The organism is Streptomyces sp. SA15, assembly GCF_002291145.1.
Classification (GTDB): Bacteria; Actinomycetota; Actinomycetes; order Streptomycetales; family Streptomycetaceae; genus Streptomyces.
Map to the genome: position 1 here is coordinate 201,536 of NZ_NTGE01000073.1, position 21,130 is coordinate 222,665.

At 71.0% G+C, this 21,130-nt stretch carries 20 protein-coding genes and 1 pseudogene; 13 read left to right on the forward strand and 8 right to left on the reverse strand.

From position 1 onward, the window contains the following. Positions 1 to 24 precede the first annotated feature (24 nt). Positions 25 to 789 carry a VOC family protein gene (locus tag CLM62_RS13025; RefSeq protein ID WP_095749996.1) on the reverse strand — a complete coding sequence of 255 codons (765 nt, stop codon included), beginning with the start codon at positions 787 to 789 and terminating at the stop codon, positions 25 to 27. A 178-nt stretch (positions 790 to 967) separates the two neighbouring features. Here CLM62_RS13025 and CLM62_RS13030 point away from each other — a divergent pair. Continuing rightward, positions 968 to 1,625, forward strand: a pseudogene (locus CLM62_RS13030) (N-acetyltransferase). On the opposite strand, the gene CLM62_RS13035 reads toward CLM62_RS13030, so the two are convergent. Further along, positions 1,607 to 1,999, reverse strand: a complete 393-nt coding sequence (locus CLM62_RS13035) for a VOC family protein (RefSeq protein ID WP_095749997.1) — start codon at positions 1,997 to 1,999, stop codon at positions 1,607 to 1,609. The pseudogene CLM62_RS13030 and the gene CLM62_RS13035 sit on opposite strands and share 19 nt — an antisense overlap. A gap of 72 nt (positions 2,000 to 2,071) precedes the next feature. Between CLM62_RS13035 and CLM62_RS13040 the strand changes: the two genes are divergently transcribed. Then, positions 2,072 to 2,611 carry a GNAT family N-acetyltransferase gene (locus CLM62_RS13040; RefSeq protein WP_095749998.1) on the forward strand — a complete coding sequence of 180 codons (540 nt, stop codon included), beginning with the start codon at positions 2,072 to 2,074 and terminating at the stop codon, positions 2,609 to 2,611. A gap of 23 nt (positions 2,612 to 2,634) precedes the next feature. On the opposite strand, the gene CLM62_RS13045 is transcribed toward CLM62_RS13040, so the two are convergent. Continuing rightward, complete coding sequence (locus CLM62_RS13045; protein WP_095749999.1) at positions 2,635 to 3,318, reverse strand: glycerophosphodiester phosphodiesterase family protein; 684 nt, start codon at positions 3,316 to 3,318, stop codon at positions 2,635 to 2,637. 284 nt (positions 3,319 to 3,602) lie between these two features. Between CLM62_RS13045 and CLM62_RS13050 the strand changes: the two genes are divergently transcribed. The 3 genes from CLM62_RS13050 (at position 3,603) to CLM62_RS13060 (ending at position 6,891) form a co-directional block, all read left to right on the forward strand. Then, positions 3,603 to 5,000, forward strand: coding sequence for a DUF6421 family protein (locus CLM62_RS13050; RefSeq protein ID WP_095750000.1), 1,398 nt, complete (start codon positions 3,603 to 3,605; stop codon positions 4,998 to 5,000). Positions 5,001 to 5,068: 68 nt separating this feature from the next. Continuing rightward, a complete protein-coding gene (locus CLM62_RS13055; RefSeq protein WP_095750066.1) occupies positions 5,069 to 5,815 on the forward strand; it encodes an SDR family NAD(P)-dependent oxidoreductase in 747 nt (248 codons plus the stop codon). Then, positions 5,812 to 6,891 (forward strand): low specificity L-threonine aldolase, encoded by a 1,080-nt coding sequence (locus tag CLM62_RS13060; RefSeq protein ID WP_095750001.1) that lies wholly within the window; start codon positions 5,812 to 5,814, stop codon positions 6,889 to 6,891. Before CLM62_RS13055 ends, CLM62_RS13060 begins: the two co-directional genes overlap by 4 nt. Positions 6,892 to 7,222: 331 nt before the next feature. Here the strand turns inward: CLM62_RS13060 and CLM62_RS13070 are convergent, their stop codons facing one another. Together CLM62_RS13070 and CLM62_RS13075 are read right to left on the reverse strand one after the other, a co-directional pair. After that, complete coding sequence (locus CLM62_RS13070; protein WP_095750002.1) at positions 7,223 to 7,951, reverse strand: 1-acyl-sn-glycerol-3-phosphate acyltransferase; 729 nt, start codon at positions 7,949 to 7,951, stop codon at positions 7,223 to 7,225. Between the two features lie 188 nt (positions 7,952 to 8,139). Beyond that, positions 8,140 to 8,556: a DUF4395 domain-containing protein gene (locus CLM62_RS13075; protein ID WP_095750003.1), complete on the reverse strand. Its 417-nt coding sequence runs from the start codon at positions 8,554 to 8,556 to the stop codon at positions 8,140 to 8,142. An 86-nt stretch (positions 8,557 to 8,642) separates the two neighbouring features. On the opposite strand from CLM62_RS13075, the gene CLM62_RS13080 reads away from it, so the two are divergent. The 4 genes from CLM62_RS13080 to CLM62_RS13095 all read left to right on the forward strand — a co-directional run bounded on the left by CLM62_RS13080 (position 8,643) and on the right by CLM62_RS13095 (position 11,870). Next, positions 8,643 to 9,056, forward strand: a complete 414-nt coding sequence (locus CLM62_RS13080; RefSeq protein WP_095750067.1) for a thioredoxin family protein — start codon at positions 8,643 to 8,645, stop codon at positions 9,054 to 9,056. 228 nt (positions 9,057 to 9,284) lie between these two features. Then, positions 9,285 to 9,794, forward strand: a complete 510-nt coding sequence (locus tag CLM62_RS13085) for a flavin reductase family protein (RefSeq protein WP_095750004.1) — start codon at positions 9,285 to 9,287, stop codon at positions 9,792 to 9,794. A gap of 269 nt (positions 9,795 to 10,063) precedes the next feature. Next, positions 10,064 to 10,852: an electron transfer flavoprotein subunit beta/FixA family protein gene (locus CLM62_RS13090; protein WP_095750005.1), complete on the forward strand. Its 789-nt coding sequence runs from the start codon at positions 10,064 to 10,066 to the stop codon at positions 10,850 to 10,852. Between the two features lie 55 nt (positions 10,853 to 10,907). Then, positions 10,908 to 11,870, forward strand: coding sequence for an electron transfer flavoprotein subunit alpha/FixB family protein (locus CLM62_RS13095; protein WP_095750006.1), 963 nt, complete (start codon positions 10,908 to 10,910; stop codon positions 11,868 to 11,870). A 62-nt stretch (positions 11,871 to 11,932) separates the two neighbouring features. Here the strand turns inward: CLM62_RS13095 and CLM62_RS13100 are convergent, their stop codons facing one another. Beyond that, complete coding sequence (locus CLM62_RS13100) at positions 11,933 to 12,808, reverse strand: endonuclease/exonuclease/phosphatase family protein (protein ID WP_373559137.1); 876 nt, start codon at positions 12,806 to 12,808, stop codon at positions 11,933 to 11,935. 245 nt (positions 12,809 to 13,053) lie between these two features. Here CLM62_RS13100 and CLM62_RS13105 point away from each other — a divergent pair, with 245 nt between their 5' ends. Both CLM62_RS13105 and CLM62_RS51450 read left to right on the forward strand, forming a co-directional pair. Then, positions 13,054 to 14,352, forward strand: coding sequence for an aldolase/citrate lyase family protein (locus CLM62_RS13105; protein WP_095750008.1), 1,299 nt, complete (start codon positions 13,054 to 13,056; stop codon positions 14,350 to 14,352). A 301-nt stretch (positions 14,353 to 14,653) separates the two neighbouring features. Next, on the forward strand, positions 14,654 to 16,933 hold the full coding sequence (locus CLM62_RS51450; protein ID WP_257003821.1) for a protein kinase: 2,280 nt from the start codon (positions 14,654 to 14,656) through the stop codon (positions 16,931 to 16,933). On the opposite strand, the gene CLM62_RS13115 is transcribed toward CLM62_RS51450, so the two are convergent. Next, positions 16,879 to 17,676, reverse strand: coding sequence for a hypothetical protein (locus CLM62_RS13115; protein ID WP_095750009.1), 798 nt, complete (start codon positions 17,674 to 17,676; stop codon positions 16,879 to 16,881). The two genes, CLM62_RS51450 and CLM62_RS13115, sit on opposite strands and share 55 nt — an antisense overlap. Before the next feature lie 7 nt (positions 17,677 to 17,683). After that, the gene (locus tag CLM62_RS13120) at positions 17,684 to 18,778 is read right to left on the reverse strand and encodes a LacI family DNA-binding transcriptional regulator (RefSeq protein ID WP_179382075.1); all 1,095 of its coding nucleotides are present in this window, start codon (positions 18,776 to 18,778) and stop codon (positions 17,684 to 17,686) included. Between the two features lie 170 nt (positions 18,779 to 18,948). On the opposite strand from CLM62_RS13120, the gene CLM62_RS13125 reads away from it, so the two are divergent. Both CLM62_RS13125 and CLM62_RS13130 read left to right on the forward strand, forming a co-directional pair. Beyond that, a complete protein-coding gene (locus CLM62_RS13125) occupies positions 18,949 to 19,902 on the forward strand; it encodes an ROK family protein (protein ID WP_095750011.1) in 954 nt (317 codons plus the stop codon). 147 nt (positions 19,903 to 20,049) lie between these two features. Beyond that, positions 20,050 to 21,102 carry a TIGR01777 family oxidoreductase gene (locus CLM62_RS13130; RefSeq protein WP_095750012.1) on the forward strand — a complete coding sequence of 351 codons (1,053 nt, stop codon included), beginning with the start codon at positions 20,050 to 20,052 and terminating at the stop codon, positions 21,100 to 21,102. Positions 21,103 to 21,130 lie beyond the last annotated feature (28 nt).

Below are 21,130 nucleotides of genomic sequence, written 5' to 3' on the forward strand. Positions count from 1 at the left end.
CGGACGGCAGCGCACAGCCCGCTCTCACTTCTCGTCTGCCGCCCGGTACATACCGAACATCGCCGCCTGCGGATCCCGCAGCACGGCGATCCGCGGTCCGTCCGGCACGGAGGTGGGCTCCATGAGGATGCTGCCGCCCGCCTCCGCCGCCCTGGCCGAGGTCGCGTCCACGTCCTCGACCGCGAAGTACGGCAGCCAGTGCGCCGGCACCTCGTGGGGGAACTTGTCGTCCATCGTCACCATGCCGCCGAAGTCCGCGCCGTCGATGCCCCACTGGGTGTAGTTCTCCGAGGCGTTGACGCTCCAGCCGAACACCGTCGTGTAGAAGTCGACGGCCCGCTCGGGGGCGCGGGTCAGCAACTCCACCCAGCCCAGCGAGCCGGGCGCGTTGAGCAGCCCGGCGCCCGGGAAGGTCCGTGCCTGCCACAGGTGGAAGGCGGCGCCGGTCGGATCGCGGACCACGGCGAAGCGGCCCAGGTCGAAGACGTCCATCGGGCCCACCAGGACGCTCCCGCCGGCCTCAGCCACCCGCGCGGTGGCGGCGTCCACGTCCGGCACGGCGAACGACACGCTCCATGCGACGGGCTGCCCCTCCTGGTACAGCGGGCTCAGCGCGGCGACCGGCGCGTCCCCGAGGTGCGCGAACGTGTAGCCGCCCGCCTCCTGCCGGGGATCCGTCTCGGCACGCCAGCCGAACAACTCCTCGTAGAACCGTTTGGCACCCGCCAGGTCACTGGTCCCGAGCTCGGCCCAGCAGGGCCCGCCGGTCACCGGCTTGTCGAGCTTCATGGCGTTCCTTCCGCAGGGAAATCCGCAGGGAAACCCCCTCCAGCACGCTAAGCCCCGCCCCGGCCACCGGCCATCCGGCGAAATCCTCTGGAGCCGGCGCCGTCGGCGTCGTACGCTCGGCCCCGTACCGCACCGCATGGCGGCCTCCAGCACTCATCCGATGACCCGGAGGTCCCGCATGTCCGCGCTCGAGGTGCGCCCCTTCCGCCGCGACGACCGCGACCAGCTCACCGACCTGATCAACGCGCACGTGGCCGCCGTCGTCCCCGGCGTCTCCGTCTCCGTGAACACGGTTCTCAGTGACATGGAGCGACAGCCCGGAGAGTCCCTCACCGACCCGTGGGTGAGCGAGCGGGTCACCCTTGTCGCCGAGCAGCGCGGCTCCGTGATGGCGGCGGCCCACCTGCTGCGCTACCGCGCCGACGCCGACGTCGGCGAGTGCTACCGGGACATCGGTGAGCCTGTGTCACCGTCGAGCGCACGCTGGGGGAGTGCGGCACCCGTTTCACGGCGTACGCCGACGGCCGCGCCCTGGGCTTCATCGAGGTCGACACGTCCCTCGCCCGCCCGGAACGCCACACTCGCGCGGCGGGCCTCGCCGACGTCGGCAACCTGCACATCGGCCCGGCGCAGTACGGCCAGGGCATGGAACAGTGGCTCCTCGCCCAGGCCGCGGACTGGCCGCGACTGTGCGGCGTGGACCGGCTGCTTGCCTGCGAACCGGCCACCGACCGCACGATGATCGACCACTGACCTCGGCGGGCTTCCGCGAACTGACCCGCGCCGACCGCCGCTGGGAGCACCGGCCCGGCCGACCTCAGATACCGGGCCGGTAGCGCAGCGGATGGTCCGCCGGCACCTCCACCAGCACGATCGGCGTGCCGTCCGGATCCGCGATCCACATCTCGACCAGCCCCCACGGCTCCTTCACCGGTGGCCGCACGATCTCGACGCCCTTGCCCCGCAGCTCGTCGTGTGCCGCGGCCACGTCCTCGACCTGGAGCCACAACCGCACGGCCGGGGACGGGGGGGTGTCGGACCGCCCGGAGACCTCCAGGAAGCCGCCACCGAGGAAGTAGACGGTGCCGCGCTCCGCCCCCGTGCCGAACTCCCGGTAGACGGCGAGGCCCAGCTGCTCGCCGTAGAAGACGCGGGACCGTTCCGGATCGGTGGGCCGCAGCAGCGTTCGGCCACTTAGTACGTGCACCATGCACCCGGAGCCTAATGGCAGGGTTACTCTCTTCGATGCCCGAGCCGCGCCGAAGAACCGGAGATCCGAGCCATGGACGCCACCGCCACCGGACTGACCTTCCGCGATGCCACCGACGCCGATGTGGACGCGCTCGTCGCGCTGATCGAGTCGGCGTACCGAGGGGACTCCAGCCGCACCGGGTGGACCACCGAGGCGGACATCCTCGAAGGCCAGCGGACCGACCCCGAGGGCGTGCTGGACGTCATCAAGTCGCCCGACAGCCGACTGCTCACGGTCGAGCGCGAGGGTCGGATCGTCGCCTGCTGCCAGCTCGAACACCGCGGCGAGCACGCCTACTTCGGGATGTTCGCGGTCAGCCCCCAGCAGCAGGGCGGGGGCCTCGGGAAGGTGATCATCGCGGAGGCGGAGCGGCAGGCCCAGGAGACCTGGGGTGCCACGGAGATGCACATGACCGTGATCTCCGTACGGAACGACCTCATCGCCTGGTACGAGCGCCGCGGCTACCGCCGTACGGGTCGGATGACCCCCTTCCCGTACGGCGACGAGCGCTTCGGCATTCCGCAGCGCGACGACCTGCGGTTCGAGCTGCTGGTCAAGGAGCTCGCGTGATCGTTACGGCGGTCAGCTGATCGTTACGCCGTGAAGCGGCCGGTGCGCTTGATCTCCGGGTAGTCGGTGGTCGCGCCGTCCAGCTCCAGGGCGCGTACTAGTCGCAGGTGGTCCTGCGTGTTCACCACCCAGCCGATGGTCTTCAGGTCGGCCTTCCGTGCGTGCTCCACGACCTCAAGGGTGAGCCGGCGGATGTTCAGGCAGACGGTCGCGGCGCCGACCTCCACCGCCCGGTCCACGATGTCGGTGCCGTATCGGCTGCCGATGAGCGCGGTCCGTACACCCGGCACCAGCCGGGCGATCTCGGCGATCGCCTCGTCGTGGAACGAGGACACCTCGACCCGCGAGACCAGGTTCCGCTCGTGCATCACCTCGGCCAGCGCACGCGCCGCCGCCACGTCCTTGATCTCGGCCTGCAGCGGCGACCGCACGGCGTCCAGGACCTCTTCGAACACCGGAACGCGCTCCCCACGGCCCGCGTCCAGGGCACGCAGTTCGGCGAGGGTCAGCTCGGCGATCGGGCCGCTGCCGTCGGTCGTACGGTCCACGTGGGTGTCGTGCATGACGACCAGGGCGTCGTCCTTGCTCAGATGCAGATCGAGTTCGAGGACGTCGAGGCCGGCCTGTTCGGCCGCGACGAAGGAACGGAGGGTGTTCTCGGGTTCGACACCCATGATTCCGCGGTGACCGATGGTAAGGAAGTTCAAGGTTCAACTCGCTTCCGTCGACGGCGGCTCGGCGGCCCGCGCGGGCCGCGGGGGGCGGCCACACGGGCAGATCCGCAGCCTAACGGCCCCGCCTCGCGATGGACCCGAGCCTGCGCCGGGGGCGGGTGTGTGAAGCGGAAGCAGTTGTCGTCGCGGCGCCAGGCAGGAAAATGTTCTGTGTAGGTCAGGGGTACGCAGGATAATTTCCTGGGCCTCACCTTGCTGGGAGAAACCGCGTATGTATACGGTCTCCTTACGCGAGGTTCTCCAGGGGAGGATGGGACATGACGGAAATTCTTGTGCAGGCGGCTTCGGGGGAGCAGGTTTCTCCCGCGACTCGGGTGGTGGAGCACCCGGCGTGGCCCGTGCTCAAGGATGCCGTGGAGCAGATCCGGCCATGGCAGTCCAAGGACGGATCGATCGACTTCGAGGCCGAGGGCGCACCGGACCCCGCGGACGCCGAACTCGTCGTACGGCGTGTGGTCCACGCGGTGGAAGAGTTGTCCCCGCTGCTCCCGCACGACGCCGACTACCACGCGGCCCTCGTGAAGGACCTGCACCACTGGGCCGACGGCGGCTTCAAGGTGCCCGACTTCCTCGACTCGCTGTTGGCCTTCCAGCCCGCGGCGAACCGCGCGGACGGCCTCCAGCACCTGGTCGTCTTCCCGATGTACACGCAGAACGGCAACCCGGACCGCAACCTCGAAGCGGTCGTGCTGCGTATGGTCTGGCCGGACTGGCTGGCCGAACTGGAGCGCACCCGCTACGACAACCCACTGTTCTGCGGCATCAAGTTCGAGGACTTCACGGCCGGCTACGACACCAACTCGGCCGTCCTCTTCCCCGAGACCATCGCCGTGCGGGAGGCCCCCGAGCGGTTCAGCTGGGGCGGCATCTTCTGCGACCGCGAGGCCGCCCGCTTCCGCCGCGTCACCGCGGCCGCCGTCGACATCCTGGGTCTGGACCTGCCCGAGGACGTCGCCGCCATGGTCGACGACCAGAAGCGCTGCGAGGAGGCCTTCGTGCTGTGGGACATGGTTCACGACCGCACCCACAGCCATGGCGACCTGCCGTTCGACCCGTTCATGATCAAGCAGCGCCAGCCGTTCTGGATGTACGGCCTGGAGGAGCTGCGCTGCGACCTCACCGCCTTCAAGGAGGCGGTGAAGCTTGAGGCGGACGGCGTCCCGCAGGCCCGAGACGTGCAGTACGCGGTGCTCTTCGACCGCATGTTCCGCTTCCCCGTCACCGGCGAGCGCGTGCGCAACTACGACGGCCTCGGCGGCCAGCTCCTCTTCGCCCACCTGCACAAGCACGACGTCGTCCGCTGGACCGACAACAAGCTGTTCATCGACTGGCAGCGCGCCCCGCAGGTCACCAACCAGCTGTGCGCCGAGATCGAGAAGCTCTACCGCGAGGGCATCGACCGCCCCAAGCTGGTCCACTGGTTCGCCGGGTACGAGCTGGTCGCCACCTACCTTGCCCCACACCCCGGCTCCAAGTGGGCCAAGGGCCCCGACGCCCTCGACCTGAGCCTGCCGCCGCGGAAACTCGTCGATGACGTGCTTCCGGACGAGTTTCCGCTGAGCATGTTCTATGAGGCACTGTCCAAGAAGCTGAAGAACGTGATCGCCTCCACGAAGGGCATCACGGCGGACAACGCCGAGCGGGTCGCCGCATGAGCGACCGCGCTACCGGTGCGCCCACACGGCACACCATGGACACGGACACTGCTCAGGAGGCGAAGATCATGGGGAACGGGGCTCTCAGCGGTGCGGTGATCGCGGTGGCCGGCGCGGGCGGACCCGCCGGGCGGGCGACACTGCTCCGGCTCGCCGAGGCGGGCGCGACCGTCATCGGCTCGGACAACGACCCCGAGCGCCTGGCCGAGGCCGTGGACGCGGCGAGCTACGCGCACGGGGGCGCGACCGTCACGGGTGACACGGTCGACCTGCTCGACCTGAAGGCGACCCGTGAGTGGGCCACCCGTGTCGAGAAGGACTTCGGCCGCGTCGACGGGCTGGTCCACCTCGTCGGCGGCTGGCGCGGCAGCGAGACCTTCACCAGGACGAGTCTCGACGACTGGGACTTCCTGGAGATGCTGCTCGTCCGTACCGTCCAGCACACCTCTCTCGCCTTCCACGAGGGGCTGCAGCGCAGCGACCGCGGCCGGTATGTCCTGATCAGCGCCGCGGGCGCGAGCAAGCCCACCGCGGGCAACGCCGCCTACGCGGCCGCCAAGGCCGCCGCCGAGGCGTGGACGCTGGCCATGGCCGACTACTTCCGCAAGGCCGGGGGCGCCGAGGGGCCGACGTCGGCGGCTGCGATCCTGGTGGTGAAGGCACTGGTGCACGAGGCCATGCGCGCCGAGCGCCCCAACGCGAAGTTCGCGGGCTTCACGGACGTCAAGGACCTGGCCGAGGCCATCGTCGGGATCTGGGAGAAGCCCGCCGCCGAAGTGAACGGAAACCGTCTGTGGCTGACCGAGAAGCCGTGAACCCGCCGAAGACCGACGCGCGTCGCCATCACGACCCGGAGGTCCGCGGTTTCGCCAGCGACAACTACGCCGGAGCCCACCCGGAGGTGCTCGCCGCCCTGGCCCTGGCCAACGGCGGGCACCAGGTCGCTTACGGCGAGGACGTCTACACCGAGAACCTCCAGCGGATCGTCCGCAGCCACTTCGGCGCCACGGCCGAGGCGTTCCCGGTCTTCAACGGCACCGGCGCCAACGTCGTCGCCCTCCAGGCGATCACCGACCGCTGGGGCGCGGTCATCTGCGCCGAGAGCGCGCACATCCACGCCGACGAGGGCGGCGCCCCCGAGCGCATGGGCGGCCTGAAACTGCTCACCGTGCCCACGCCCGACGGCAAGCTGACGCCCGAGCTGATCGACCGGCAGGCGTACGGCTGGGAGGACGAGCACCGCGCGATGCCGCAGGTCGTCTCGATCACCCAGGCCACCGAACTGGGCACGGTCTACACGCCGGACGAGATCCGCGCGATCTGCGACCACGCCCACGCGCGCGGCATGAAGGTCCACCTGGACGGCTCCCGCATAGCCAACGCGGCGGCCTCCCTGAACGTGCCGATGCGGACGTTCACCAACGCCGTCGGCGTCGACATCCTCTCCCTGGGCGGCACGAAGAACGGCGCGCTGTTCGGCGAGGCGGTCGTCGTCATCGACCAGGACGCCGTCAGCCACATGAAGCACCTGCGCAAGCTGTCCATGCAGCTCGCCTCCAAGATGCGCTTCGTGTCCGTGCAGTTGGAGGCCCTGCTCGCCAGGGACCTGTGGCTGCGCAACGCCCGCCACTCCAACGAGATGGCCCAGCGGCTCGCGGAAGGGGTCCGGGCCGTGCACGGCGTGGAGATCCTCTACCCCGTGCAGGCCAACGCGGTCTTCGCCCGCCTCCCGCACGAGGTGAGCGAGCGCCTGCAGCGCCGGTTCCGCTTCTACTTCTGGGACGAGGCGGCCGGCGACGTGCGCTGGATGTGCGCGTTCGACACGATGGAGGAGGACGTGGACACGTTCGTGGCGGCGCTCAAGGAGGAGATGGCTCGCCAGGTGTATTGATCACGAGCGTTGTCACGGTCGCCCGCACGCCGGGTGTCCGTGCCCGGCTTCAGTCCTCGCTGGTCATCGGCCTCGCTGAGCCCCAGGTCCGGGCCGTTGCCCACGGTGACCCGGGTCTCCTGCGGGTGCGACGTCGCCTCCCCGGCCGTGGCCGTGTAGCGCACGTATCCCGACGCATTGAGGTCCGCGCCCGGCAACGCGCGGACCCCGAACTCGGCGGCCGGCACGCCCTCTGTCCCGACCGGCATCTCAGCGAACTGCTGGAGAAGTTCAGCCCGGAGGCGCGGATCACGGTCCGGCGTCCTGATCCGGCCGGCCGGAGCGTGGGGTGTCAGCGTGCCTCGGCCGCGCGGACCTCTTCCGGTGTCGGCGCGGTGCCGCCGAGGTGGGCCGGCATCCACCAGGTGTCGTTCGCGTCCCTGGGGCGCACCGGGTAGGCGCGCTGGGCGGCCTCCAGCAGTTCCTGGACGCGCTCGCGCAGCTGCCGGGTGATGGCGCCGGCGTACTTGTCGCGGGAGGCCTCGAGCGCCTCGCCGACCCGGATGGTGATCGGGGTGTGGCTGCGCTTGAAGTTGCGCGGGTGGCCCTTGGTCCACAGCCGCTGCGTGCCCCACACTGCCATCGGGATCAGCGGAACGCCCGCTTCCTGGGCCAGACGCGCGGCGCCCGACTTGAAGGTCTTCAGCGTGAACGACGGCGAGATGGTGGCCTCCGGGAAGACCCCGATGATCTCGCCGGACCGCAGCGAGTCCAGCGCGTGCGCGTACGCCGCCTCGCCCTGATTGCGGTCGACCGGGATGTGCTTCATACCGCGCATCAGCGGACCGGAGATCTTGTGGCGGAAGACGGACTCCTTCGCCATGAAACGAACGAGACGTTTCTGCGGGAGCGCCGCCAGTCCGTTGAAGACGAAGTCCAGGTAGCTGATGTGATTGCTCACCAGCACGGCACCGCCCGAGCGGGGGATGTTCTCCGAACCCTTGCAGTCGATCTTGAGGTCCCACGCCTTGAACAACGCCTGGGCGAGACCAACGACGGGACGGTAGACAAGCTCAGCCATGGACGGTGTGGGCCCTTCCTTCTCTGCCTGGGAAGGGAGCTCCAGGCGGAAAGTTACGCGGCCGTAGGTTTACGGCATCTCGCAGATCGTGCCCGAAGAACGGACGGGTAGCCAGTCCTGGTGCCCGCCGACAGCGAGATTCTCGTCACGTCCACTCCCATGACCCACCTCGGCGTTTTAAGGCGGCTTTACTGCGCGCGTACCGTTGCCCGCCGTGCGAGCAGGTACATCTCGCATCCCAGGCAGTACCCGAACGCCGCGTTCAGGAAGGCGGCCGCGAGCGCGGCACCGGTGGCGGCGATTCCCAGCCAGTCCGGCCCGAGCGTGTAACCGACGAGTCCGACGCCCGCGAAGACGAGCCCCACCGCCTGCGCGAACCGCGGAGGCTCCGGCGCCTCGAACTCGGTCGGCGGCCCGATCCGCGGCCGCACCACCTTGCGGAACAGCCAGCCGTACGGTGAACGGCCCACCCCGCCCGCCGTCCCCGACGCGAACGCCAGCGTCTGCCACGCCAGCAGCCAGGCGCTGCCTGTGATCAGCGCGACCGCCAGTACGACGGTCGTCATGGCCGCACCGAAGCGCGGTCCCCTCACATCAATGTCCATGGGGTTCATGGGAACCAAGCATTCCGCAGCGGGAGGGGTTCGGGGAGCCGGGAATCTTTGCGGTCTCGTGAATGCTTGTGCAGATGATGACCGGACTCGTGGTGTGCGTGGCGGTGCTCGCGCTGGCGAGCGCCTACGGAGTGCTGCATCGGCGGCGGAGCGGGAGGGTACGGGTGCGCGGGCGCGACGACGGAAAGCGGCTCGGCGCGGCCGAACTGGGCGGGCCGCTCGGCCAGCGCGCCACACTCGTCCAGTTCTCCAGCGCCTTCTGCGCCCCCTGCCGGGCGACCCGACGGGTCCTGGGCGAGGTGGCCGACATGGTCCCGGGCGTGACCCACGTGGAGATCGACGCCGAGGACCACCTCGACCTCGTCCGCGAACTCGACATCCTCAAGACCCCGACCGTGCTGGTCCTGGACGCCGACGGCCGGGTCGTACGGCGTGCCACCGGCCAGCCGCGCAAGGCCGACGTGATCGCCGCGCTGGGGGAGGCCGTGTGAGTGCGGTGGGGGCCGACGTGAGGGCGGTGGTGCCGGCGTGAGGCATCTCCCATATCCCGGGACGTACTTGACTGTGCGCACCACCTATCGTCAACCTGACCGTATGCCTTCGGAACTCCTTCTCTTCGGGCGGGTCCACGTCGACCTCGCCCGTACCGCGAGCGCGCGCTGTCCGGGCTGTTGAGCAGCCACGGACCTGATCGCCACTCCTCGCAGAAGGACCACTCCATGACGGCCACGCCCGGCCTCGGCACCCCCCGGCTCGCCTCTCCCGACCTGCTGCGCTCCGTCTTCCGGCGGCACGCGGCGGGAGTCGCCGTGATCACCGCGCGCGGCGACGCCGGCCCGGTCGGCTTCACCGCCACCTCCCTCACCTCGGTCTCCGCCGAGCCGCCGCTCCTCTCCTTCGGTATCGGCACGGGTGCCTCCAGCTGGCCCGCGATATCCGAGGCCGACCACGTCGGCGTGCACATACTCGGTGAGCACCAGCAGGACCTGGCCGCCACCTTCGCCCGCAGCGGCGCCGACCGCTTCGGCCCGGCGACCTCCTGGCACGAGGGCCCCGAGGGCGTCCCCGTCCTCGACGACGTCCAAGCGTGGTTGGTGTGCCGGGTCGCCGGACGCGTACCGGCTGGCGACCACCGCATCGTGGTGGCCGAGGTCGTTCTCGGCGACCCCACCGGCCCCGGCCGGCCGCTGCTCTACCACCAGGGGCGGTTCCACGGCCTGCGTGACTGATCGGCTCGCCCCTTCCTCAGCGAAGTCGCCGAAGTCCCCGAAGTCGCCGAAGCCGTTGAAGTCGTCGAGTGCGAAGCCGTCGAGTTCCGATTACGCTGCGTTGCAAAGGTCACAGTTCAAAGCGCTTGCTTAGCGGGAACGAACTGGGTGTACTGACGAGTAATATTTTGGTCGGAGCGCAGGTCGCCCCGACCGGGATCGGCCGCTTGGGGCGCCTATGCTGCCTGCAAGAGGCAGCAGAGAAATGTCGATGCAGTAGGAGAGCCGGCGTGAGCTTGAGGATCGTTGTCACTGTGAAGTACGTGCCCGACGCCACTGGCGACCGGCACTTCGCCGATGACCTGACCGTCGACCGGGACGACGTGGACGGTCTGCTCTCCGAGCTCGACGAGTACGCGGTCGAGCAGGCGCTGCAGATCTCCGAGAACTCCGACGACGACGTGGAGATCACCGTCCTGACGGTGGGCCCGGAGGACGCCAAGGACGCGCTGCGCAAGGCGCTGTCCATGGGCGCCGACAAGGCCGTCCACGTCGAGGACGACGACCTGCACGGCACCGACGCCATCGGCACCTCGCTGGTGCTGGCCAAGGCCATCGAGAAGGCCGGTTACGACCTGGTGATCTCCGGCATGGCGTCCACCGACGGCACCATGGGCGTCGTACCCGCCCTGCTCGCGGAGCGCCTGGGCGTCCCGCAGGTCACACTGCTGTCCGAGGTCTCGGTCGAGGACGGCACCGTCAAGGGCCGCCGGGACGGCGACGCCGCCTCCGAGCAGCTCGAGGCCTCCCTCCCCGCGGTCGTGTCGGTGACCGACCAGTCGGGCGAGGCGCGTTACCCGTCCTTCAAGGGCATCATGGCGGCCAAGAAGAAGCCGGTTCAGTCCTGGGACCTGTCGGATCTGGACCTGGAGGCCGAGGAGGTCGGTCTCGAGGGCTCCTACACGGTCGTGGACTCCGCGGTGGAGCGTCCGGCCCGCACGGCCGGCACGATCGTCAAGGACGAGGGCGAGGGCGGCAAGCAGCTCGCTGAGTTCCTCGCGAGCCAGAAGTTCATCTAAAGGCTCGTAGTTCGCTGACCGCCCCTGAAACTTTCGTAAGCAGGAGAGCAATCCCATGGCTGAAGTTCTCGTCTACGTCGACCACGTGGACGGTGCCGTCCGCAAGCCCACCCTGGAGCTGCTGACCCTGGCCCGCCGCATCGGCGAGCCGGTCGCTGTCGCGCTGGGCAACGGCGCCGCCGACACCGCCGTCACCCTCGCCGAGCACGGCGCGGTCAAGGTCCTCACCCACGACGCCGCCGAGTACGCCGACTACCTGGTCGTCCCGAAGGTCGACGCCCTCCAGGCCGCGTACGAGGCCGTCTCCCCGGCCGCCGTGCTGGTCCCCTCCTCCGCGGAGGGCAAGGAGATCGCCGCCCGTCTGGCGCTGCGCATCGGTTCCGGCATCATCACCGACGCCGTCGACCTGGAGGCCGGCGACGAGGGCCCGGTGGCCACCCAGTCGGTGTTCGCCGCCGCCTTCACCACCAAGTCCCGTGTCTCCAAGGGCACCCCGGTCATCACGGTCAAGCCGAACTCGGCCGCCGTGGAGGCCGCCCCGGCCAACGCCGCAGTCGAGGCACTGGAGGTGACCTTCTCGGAGAAGGCCACCGGCACCAAGGTCACCGCTCGCACCCCGCGCGAGTCGACCGGCCGTCCGGAGCTGACCGAGGCCGCGATCGTGGTCTCCGGCGGCCGTGGCGTCAACGGCGCGGAGAACTTCGCGATCATCGAGGCCCTAGCCGACTCCCTCGGTGCGGCCGTCGGTGCCTCGCGTGCGGCGGTGGACGCGGGCTGGTACCCGCACACCAACCAGGTCGGCCAGACCGGCAAGTCCGTCTCCCCGCAGCTGTACATCGCCTCCGGCATCTCGGGCGCGATCCAGCACCGGGCCGGTATGCAGACCTCGAAGACGATCGTGGCGGTCAACAAGGACGCCGAGGCCCCGATCTTCGACCTCGTCGACTACGGCGTGGTCGGCGACCTCTTCGACGTCGTCCCGCAGCTCACCGAGGAGATCAAGGCCCGCAAGGGCTGATTCCAGCTCTCGGGAGTACGAGGCCCCCGTGACCGCTTCAAGGCGGTCGCGGGGGCCTCGGCTCATACCAGGCTCAGGGACGCCTGCACCGGCAGGTGATCGCTCGGGAACTGCCCGTTCCGCGCGAAGGTGTTGATCGAGGCCCGGTGCGTCCGGACGCCGGGCGTGGCGAGGATCCAGTCGATGCGGTCGCCGTCGGGCGTCAGCGGTTTGTAGCCGTGGAAGGTCGCGTAGAGCTTGCTCCGCTCGGCCGCGGTGTCCCAGGTGTCGACGAGGCCGGCGCCCAGCATCGTGTCGTAGACCGGGTTCTTGTGGGCGGCGACGTTGAAGTCGCCGGTCACCACGAGCGGCAGCGAACGGTTCAGCCCGGCGATCCGCTGGGTGGTCAGGGTCGCGGCACGCGCGCGTGCGTACTGGCTGGCGTTGTCGAGGTGGGTGTTCAGGAAGTAGAACTCCCGGTCGCCGTCGAGGAGGTCACGGAATCGGACCCAGGTCACCATCCGGATGGAACCGCCGCCCCAGGTGTTCGACCCGACCACGTTCGGCGTGTCGGAGAGCCAGAAGTGGTCGTACTCCTGCGGGGTCAGGCGGCGGGTGTCGTAGAAGATCGCCATGAACTCGTCGCGGCTGCCTCCCGCGCGTCCGGTGCCGATCCAGTCGTAGTGGGGTCCGAGGTCGGACTCGATGTCGTGCAACTGCCGGTAGAGACCCTCCTGGGTGCCGATCAGGTGCAGGCCCTCGCGGCGCAGCAGTTCGCGCATCACGGGTCTGCGGACGGCCCAGCTGTTGGGCTCGGTAGTGCTCGCGAAGCGGAGGTTGAAGGACATGACCTCCAGCGGGCCGCTCAGGCGTTCGTCCGCCGAGGCGGGTGCGGTGGAGAGTGCTGTACTGGACAGGGGTACGGAGATCGTGGCGGCTAACGCGGTCTTCAGGCCCATGCGGCGCGTGACTCGGCTGTGGTTTCGCACAGGGGCTCCTTCTGCGGCGGCTTCCGGGCGAGTCGTGCGGGGTGCGCTGTGCAGTTGTGCGAACGACGTGAGGAAACGGTGCCAGATAGACGTGAACATGCCGAGATGCCGGAGTGGATCGAGAGGGAAGACGGTGTTGACCGGCAGGAAGGGTGACCGATAGCTTCGCTCTACGGATTGTTGATTCCGTACAGCGGAAAACAGGAGGGTGTGGGATGGGCCAAGGCCAGCAGGAGCAGGTGGCGACGAGCCTCGCGGGCGCCGTCAGCGAGGAGATCAGCGCCTCCCTCGCGCCGGTCGACGCCGAACTGGAGCGCCGCTACCCCGGAGACCCCGGCACCCGTCAGCCCGTCCACACCGTCTACGTCCCCGGCGACGCCTTCGCCGCCGACACCATCCGCTCCTGGGGCGACTGGGCCCTCGCCGCCCTGGACGAACACGCCCCGGACGCCGCCTCCTTCGCCGCCGTCCTCGGCCTGTCCGAGGAACTCGCCGAGCCCGTGTACGCGCGGGTGCGCGCCAAGTTGGAGCGCGAGCCCATCGAGGACCTGCGCGTCGACTTCGAGGACGGCTACGGCCCGCGCCCGGACGCCGAGGAGGACGAGACGGCCGCCCGCGCGGCACGGCTGATCGCCGAGGCGTACGAGAACGGCACGGCGGCCCCGTACATGGGCATCCGCATGAAGTGCATGGAGGCGCCCGTCCGCGACCGGGGCATACGCACCCTCGACATCTTCCTCACCGGCCTGATCGAGGCCGGCGGCCTGCCCGACGGGCTGGTGCTGACGCTGCCGAAGGTGACGTATCCCGAGCAGGTCACCGCCATGGTGCGGCTCCTGGAGGCCTTCGAGAAGGCGCGCGGGCTGGAACCCGGCCGGATCGGCTTCGAGATCCAGATCGAGACCAGCCAGTCCATCCTCGCCACCGACGGCACCGCGACGGTCGCCCGCATGATCCAGGCCGCCGAGGGCCGCGCCACCGGCCTCCACTACGGCACCTTCGACTACAGCGCCTGCCTCGGCGTCTCCGCCGCCCACCAGGCCAGCGACCACCCCGCCGCCGACCACGCCAAGGCGATCATGCAGGTCGCGGCGGCGGGTACCGGCGTCCGCGTCTCGGACGGCTCGACGAACGTCCTGCCGGTCGGCCCGACCGCGAAGGTCCACGACGCCTGGCGGCTGCACTACGGCCTCACCCGCCGCGCCCTGGCACGCGCCTACTACCAGGGCTGGGACATGCACCCCGGCCACATCCCCACCCGGTACGCGGCCGTCTTCGCCTTCTACCGCGAGGGCTTCGAACAGGCCGCCGGCCGCCTCGCCCGCTACGCGGGCCGCATGGGCGGTGACGTCATGGACGAGCCCGCCACCGCCAAGGCACTCAGCGGCTACCTGCTGCGCGGCCTGGACTGTGGCGCCCTCGACATCGCCGAGGTCGCCCGCCTGACCGGCCTGACCCGGGCCGACCTCGAGGGCTTCGCCGCGCCCCGCCGGGGTGATCTAGGGCCCTTCTGATGGATCTCCGTGGGAGAAGGAGCGGCGTCCGGTGCGTGCTCTCGGCGTGCCGCGCGGAAGCCCTCGTGGCGGCGCTACTAGGGCTTTCGCGCGGTGCGGCGAGTGGGGGGCACCGCCCACGCCCTTAAGGCAGTGGGGGAGCGTGCCGGGCGTCGCGACGCCGCGGAGATCCATCAGAAGGGCCCTAACGGTCTCCGCCAAGTAGCGGGCCTGTCACAGCGGTCCCCATCCGGCTGGCGTTGTCACTCCTGCCCCGTAGTCTGTACGGCACGCAGGGACGGGTCACAGGAACGGGGCGGCGGTGTCTTCGGGGGAGTACGGGCAGGCGGACGGGGCCGGTCGGCTGCTGGCCGGGCGCTATCGCGTCGTGGCGCAGCTCGGGCGCGGCGGCATGGGGGTGGTCTGGCGGGCCGTCGACGAGGTGCTCGGCCGTGAGGTCGCCGTCAAGGAACTGCGCACCTACACCGACGCCGACGGGCCCGAACTCGCCGGTCTGCGGCTGCGGATGCAGCGCGAGGCCCGCGCGGCGGCAAGGGTGCGCCATCCCGGCGTCGTGGCCGTGCACGACGTGACCGAGGTCGACGGCCGTCCGCTGATCGTGATGGAGCTGGTGGACGGGCCGTCCCTGGACGACGTGCTGCGCGAGAAGGGCACCCTGGACCCGCGTGAGGTGGCCGGGATCGGCGCCAAGGTGATGGACGCGCTGGCCGCCGCCCACGCCGTCGGCGTCCTGCACCGCGACGTGAAGCCCGGCAACATCCTGCTCGACCGGTCGGGGCGCGTCGTCCTGACGGACTTCGGGATCGCCACCATGGAGGACCCGGGCGACGGTTCGGCCACCCACCTCACCCGCAGCGGCGAACTCGTCGGCTCCCTTGACTACTTGGCCCCCGAGCGCGCCCAGGGCGCAGACCCGGGCCCGGCCTCCGACATCTGGGCCCTGGGAGCCACGCTCTTCGCGGCCGTCGAGGGCGGTTCGCCCTTCCGTCGTACGTCGACGTACTCCACGCTCGCCGCGATCGTCACCGAGCCGCTCCCGGAACCCCGCCTCGCCGGGCCCCTGGGCCCCGTCCTCAAGCGCCTGCTGGACAAGCGACCGGAGGGCCGCCCGGAGGCAGACGAGGCGCGGGAGCTGTTGCAGACCGTGGCGGACGCGTCCAGCAGGGACACGCCGACGACGACCCTACGGGGACCGGCGGAACCCACGCGGAAGCAGACGGAGTGGAGCGTGCCGGCGGTACCGCCGGCGTTCGGGCCGCCGGGGCCGACGGGATCGGGGGAGACAGAGGGTTCGGCGGAGTCGGGGGATTCGGCCGGGCAGGGATTCGGGGCTGCGGGGCAGAGCGCGCCAGGGGATCAGGGGGGCGGCGCTTCAGGGCGGCGAACGCTGGAGGCACGGGGGTCCGGGGTTCCGGAGCAGGGGACACCGGAGGCTGCCGGTCAGGGCACTCCAGGCCATGGCGTACCGGCGGCTTCCGGCTTCGGCGATTCCGGGGCGGCGGGGGAGAACGGGCCGGCTGGGTCTACGGGGCAGAACGGGCCGGCCGGGTTTACGGGGCAGAACCGGCCGGCCGGGTCTACGGGGCAGACTGGATCGAATGGGTCGGCGGGGCACACCGGCGCGACCGGGTCGGCCCGTTCGCCCGGGGCGAGCGGCCCGGCTGGCCCGGCTGGCCCGATCGGGCATGCCGGGCATGCCGGCCAAGCCGACGAGGCGGGGCGTGCTGGCCAGACCGCCCATGCCGCCGAGAGCGCTCATGCCGCCCAGAGCGGCCACGTCGGCCAGACCGCCCACGCCGGATCGCCCACCCCCGGCTTCGGACCCGCCACCCCGCCCGGTCCGGACCCGGCCGCCACCGGCCCCATGACCTCCGCCCACTCCTCCCATCCCGCCCACCCTTCGCACCCCTCCGCCCCCACCCGCCGCAAAGGACGCGCCCTGCTCGCCGCCGCGGCCGTCACCGTCGTCCTCGCCGCGGCCGGAGTCACCGTCGCCCTGCTGAACGACGCGGGTGAGGCAGAAGCCGGCGCGCAGCCCACCTCCAGCGTCTCCGCGGCCACGTCGTCCCCGACGGCCGACCGCACCGACGCCGAGCGCTCGGACGACCCCAAGCCCACCGAGGAGGGCGACGGGAAGACCCCGGCCGCGACGAAGACGCCGGGCGACAAGGACGAGACCGCGCCCGCCGACCGGGCCACCCCGTCCCCCACCAAGACCTCGGGCGGCGGCACCGACGGTGGCACAACCGGTGGCGGCGGTACGACGGGTGGCGGCGGAGGCGGCGAGACCAGCCCGGCCCCCTCCTGCTGGCACATAGGCGACGGCAAGTACAACTGCAACGTCTGGCGCACCGCCAAGTCCTACACCGCCGACGGCACCGAGGTCGGCGTCCTCAACGCGGGCACCAGCTACTTCTACTGCCAGCAGAACCTGGGCCGCCGCGAGACGTACGGCGAGTGGACCAACGTCTGGTGGGCGAAGACGGACGACGACAGCGGCAACACCAACGTCTTTGTCAGCGACGTCTACATAAAGGGCGGCGACAACGACGCGCCGGTTCCCGGACTCCCGCTCTGTTGAACCCGCACATGCCGCTCCAGGCCGGAGGCCGTCACCAGCTTCGCCTCCTTGAACAGCGCCGTGCCCCGCTCGCACAGGCTCCGGTCCGCCCGGGCCCGCGCGCAGAACTCCTCGGGCGTGACGCCGAACAGTTCCCTCAACCGCGCGGACCCCACGAGGAGTTCGGTGAGCAGGGCCCGCTGGCCGGGGTGCGTGCGCGGCGCGTCGGGAGTGCCGTTGTGCAGGACGCCCTGGCGGTTGATGTACATGTGCACGCCCGGCAGCGTCACTCCGGCGCTCACCTCCACACGCACCTCGGACGCGGGCAGCCAGGCGCGGCCGTAGTTGCCGTTCGGCAGCGGCACGCCCTCGCTCGCGTCGACCACCGCGAGCTGCTCGGCGTCGAGCCAGATGACGAACAACTCCCGCACGGTTCCCGGCGCTTCGAAGGGCGACGCGGAGATGTATCCCATGCGGCTGACGTGCGCGGAGACGCCCACGTCGATGCCGGTGACCCGGGCCTTGACCATCGGGATGGGCGAGGCGATGCCGAACTCGGCCATCTTGTGCCGCAGTTGGGCCGGGCTGGCGTTGGAGCCGACGGCCAGGACGGGGACGCGGTCCTCGTGCACGAGAAGGTCGAGGGGCAGCAGCCGGTCGCCGTCGAGCAACCCGGACTCCCGTGGCCACGTCCCGGGGTAGAGCAGGGGGTGATCGCGCGGCGCCTCGGCGAGGCCGAGCGCCTCCAGTGTGCGGTTGTCCACGGGCCGCTCAGTCCGCCGGCGGCAGCTCGCCCGAGCCGCGGGTGATCAGCCGGGTCGGCAGTTCGATGCGCTCCGGGGTGAGCAGGGTGCCGTCCAGCTGGCGGAAGAGCCGCTCGGCGGCGGTACGGCCGAGGGCCGCCGCGTCCTGGGCGACGACCGTGACGCCCGGCTGGAGCAGATCGGCGAGCTCGATGTCGTCGAAGCCGACGAGGGCGACCCGGCGGGCCTGTTCGGCCAGGACACGGATCACCGTGACCGTCACCCGGTTGTTGCCCGCGAAGACCGCGGTGACGGGGGAGGGGCCGGAGAGCATCGCCTCGGCCGCCCGCCGTACGCGCTCGGGGTCGGTGACGCCCAGCGACATCCAGGAGTCCTCCACCGGGATACCGGCGTCCTCCATGGCGGCCCGGTAGCCGCGCAGCCGCTCCGCGGCGGTGTGGATGCGGGGCATGTCGCCGATGAAACCGATCCGGCGGTGCCCGTGGGCGATGAGGTGCGCCACGCCGTCGCGGGCGCCGCCGTAGTTGTCCGAGACCACCACGTCGGCGTCGATGTGCCCGGCCGGACGGTCCACGAAGACTGTGGCCACACCCGCCTTCAGCTCGGGCTCCAGATACCGGTGGTCGTCCCCGGCCGGGATGACGACCAGCCCGTCCACCCGCCGTGCGCACAGCGCCAGCACCAACTCCTGCTCGCGCTCCGGGTCCTCCGCGCTGGAGCCGTTGATGAGCAGGGCGCCGTGGGCGCGGGCCACCTCCTCGACCGCGCGGCTGAGGGGGCCGTAGAACGGGTCGGCGAGGTCCTCCAGGACCAGCCCGATGCTGGCGGTGCGGCCCTTGCGCAGCACCCGCGCACTGTCGTTGCGACGGAAACCGAGGGCGTCGATGGCCTCCTGGACCCGGCGCTCCGTCTCCGGCGTGACACCCGGCTCACCGTTCACCACCCGCGAGACCGTCTTGAGTCCGACGCCGGCCCGCGCGGCCACGTCCTTCATGGTCGGACGGTTGCCGTAACGACTGCCGGAGAGGCGGTCTGCGCGGCGGTGGGTCTCGGGCACGGTGCGGTGTCCTGTCCTGTCGTCCACTTCGGCTGCGTCGGTCATGATGTTGTATGACTGGCGTGGCGTCGAGCATAGAGCCTGGACAACGTTGTCAGATCCGGGAGACACTGTCCACCGCAATCCCCGGCCTGCGCCCCCACCGCGAGACCGGCCTCCTTTCCTCATGGTTGTTCTCTGGTTGTTCTCACGTCTTACGGGGAGATCCGACACTGATGCACACCGACCTCGTGGCCGCGCTCGACATCGGCGGCACCAAGATCGCCGGAGCGCTGGTGGACGGCCACGGCCGGATCCTGATCCGAGCGCAGCGCGCCACGCCCGCAAAGGAAGACGGCGAGTCCGTGATGCGGGCCGTCGAGGAGGTGCTCGGCGAGCTGACCGCCGCGCCCCTGTGGGGTCGCGCCACGGCTCTCGGCATCGGCAGCGCCGGCCCGGTGGACGCCTCCACGGGCACGGTGAGCCCGGTCAACGTGCCCGGCTGGCGCGACTTCCCGCTGGTCCAGCGGGTCCAGGCGGTGACCGGGGGGCTGCCCGTCGAGCTGATCGGCGACGGTGTCGCGATCACGGCCGCCGAGCACTGGCAGGGCGCCGCCCGTGGCCACGACAACGCCCTGTGCATGGTGGTGTCGACGGGCGTCGGCGGCGGCCTGGTCCTGGGCGGCCAGCTGCATCCCGGACCGACCGGCAACGCGGGCCACATCGGCCACATCAGCGTCGACCTCGACGGCGACCCGTGCCCGTGCGGCGCGCGCGGCTGCGTGGAGCGCATCGCCAGCGGCCCGAACATCGCCCGGCGGGCGATCGAGAACGGCTGGCTGCCGGGCCCCGACGGCGACACCTCCGCCGCCGCAGTCGCCGCCGCGGCCCGGGCCGGCGATCCGGTCGCCGTGGCCTCCTTCGAGCGGGCCGCCCAGGCGCTGGCCGCCGGCATCGCGGCCACCGCGACCCTCGTCGAGATCGACATCGCCGTCATCGGCGGCGGCGTGGGCAAGGCGGGCGACGTGCTGTTCACGCCACTGCGCAAGACCCTCAGTGACTACGCGACCCTGTCCTTCGTCCAGGGCCTGACGGTGGCGCCTGCACAGATGGGCACGGACGCGGGTTTGGTGGGGGCGGCCGCGGCGGCGCTCACCAGGCAGGCGGGCGCGACCGCTGCGGGGGTGTGACGAGCCTTCGCGGGAACGTTCAGTCGGGAGCTCGGTCGACCACATGGGTTGGCCGGGCTCTTTGCATGTCGCGCCGTGCCTCGCGCGCTTTTTTGAACATGTTCAATTTTTTGCGCTAGGCTCGTCCCCACACGAAGGGGGAGCCGGATGAAGATCGTGATACCCGGGGGAACCGGTCAGGTGGGCACGGTCCTGAACCGGGCGCTGAGCGCCGACGGCCATGAGGTCGTGGTCCTGACCAGGCGGCCGGAACGCGAGCGCGAAGTCGGCTGGGACGGCGAGAGCCTCGGCCCGTGGGCCGAGGAGATCGACGGCAGTGACATCGTGATCAACCTGGCCGGCCGCAGCGTCAGCTGCCGCTACACCGAGGCCAACCTGCGGGCCATGATGGACTCCCGAGTGCGCTCCACCCAGGTCGTGGGCGAGGCGATAGCGGCCGCCGCGCGACCGCCCCGGGTCTGGCTGCAGATGAGCACGGCCACCGTCTACGCCCACCGCTTCGACGCGCCCAACGACGAGGCGGCAGGCCTCGTGGGCGGCGGCGAGCCCGGCGTCCCGGACTACTGGTCCTACAGCGTCGAGATCGCCAAGGCCTGGGAGCGGGCCCAGGAACAGGCCGACACCCCGCACACCCGCAAGGTCGCCCTGCGCTCGGCCATGGTGATGAGCCCCGACCGCGGCGGCGTCTTCGACGTCCTGTCGCGGCTGGCGCGGCTCGGGCTCGGCGGCCCGGTCGCGGGCGGTGCCCAGTACGTCTCCTGGATCCACGACCGCGATTTCGTCCGCGCGGTCGAATTCCTGATCGACCGGCACGACCTCGCCGGCCCGGTGAACCTCGCCGCCCCCACGCCCCTGCCGCACCGTGCGTTCATGCGCGCCCTGCGATCCGCCTGGGGCGTGCCGGCGGGTCTGCCCGCCACCAGGTGGATGGCGGAGCTCGGCGCCTTCGCGCTGCGCTCGGACACCGAGCTGCTGCTGAAGAGCCGCCGTGTCGTCCCCGGCCGCCTCCTCGAAGCGGGCTTCGCCTTCGACCATGCCGCATGGCCGCAGGCCGCCGAGGACCTGGCCCAGCGTCTGCGCAGCGCGCCCGGCCGCACCATCGGGCCGGGCGGCCTCGGGCCTGGTCGGCCTCGTCGATGGCGGTCAGAACGGGTCCCGGCACCGTGTCGGCCGCAGCGGACGGTCCGGCTCCGTTCGTGAGCATCGGTGCGGCTGTCCTGATCACACC

Bases quoted from the DNA above. Each gene is read 5' to 3' on its own strand.
- CLM62_RS13085 (WP_095750004.1), top strand. From the start codon at position 9,285: ATGACGGCCACGCCCGGCCTCGGCACCCCCCGGCTCGCCTCTCCCGAC.
- CLM62_RS13100 (WP_373559137.1), bottom strand. From the start codon at position 12,808: ATGGGCCTGAAGACCGCGTTAGCCGCCACGATCTCCGTACCCCTGTCC.
- CLM62_RS13040 (WP_095749998.1), top strand. From the start codon at position 2,072: ATGGACGCCACCGCCACCGGACTGACCTTCCGCGATGCCACCGACGCC.
- CLM62_RS13105 (WP_095750008.1), top strand. From the start codon at position 13,054: ATGGGCCAAGGCCAGCAGGAGCAGGTGGCGACGAGCCTCGCGGGCGCC.
- CLM62_RS13025 (WP_095749996.1), bottom strand. From the start codon at position 789: ATGAAGCTCGACAAGCCGGTGACCGGCGGGCCCTGCTGGGCCGAGCTC.
- CLM62_RS13130 (WP_095750012.1), top strand. From the start codon at position 20,050: ATGAAGATCGTGATACCCGGGGGAACCGGTCAGGTGGGCACGGTCCTG.
- CLM62_RS13055 (WP_095750066.1), top strand. From the start codon at position 5,069: ATGGGGAACGGGGCTCTCAGCGGTGCGGTGATCGCGGTGGCCGGCGCG.
- CLM62_RS13075 (WP_095750003.1), bottom strand. From the start codon at position 8,556: ATGGACATTGATGTGAGGGGACCGCGCTTCGGTGCGGCCATGACGACC.
- CLM62_RS13120 (WP_179382075.1), bottom strand. From the start codon at position 18,778: ATGACCGACGCAGCCGAAGTGGACGACAGGACAGGACACCGCACCGTG.
- CLM62_RS13035 (WP_095749997.1), bottom strand. From the start codon at position 1,999: ATGGTGCACGTACTAAGTGGCCGAACGCTGCTGCGGCCCACCGATCCG.
- CLM62_RS13080 (WP_095750067.1), top strand. From the start codon at position 8,643: ATGACCGGACTCGTGGTGTGCGTGGCGGTGCTCGCGCTGGCGAGCGCC.
- CLM62_RS13050 (WP_095750000.1), top strand. From the start codon at position 3,603: ATGACGGAAATTCTTGTGCAGGCGGCTTCGGGGGAGCAGGTTTCTCCC.
- CLM62_RS13125 (WP_095750011.1), top strand. From the start codon at position 18,949: ATGCACACCGACCTCGTGGCCGCGCTCGACATCGGCGGCACCAAGATC.
- CLM62_RS13095 (WP_095750006.1), top strand. From the start codon at position 10,908: ATGGCTGAAGTTCTCGTCTACGTCGACCACGTGGACGGTGCCGTCCGC.
- CLM62_RS13070 (WP_095750002.1), bottom strand. From the start codon at position 7,951: ATGGCTGAGCTTGTCTACCGTCCCGTCGTTGGTCTCGCCCAGGCGTTG.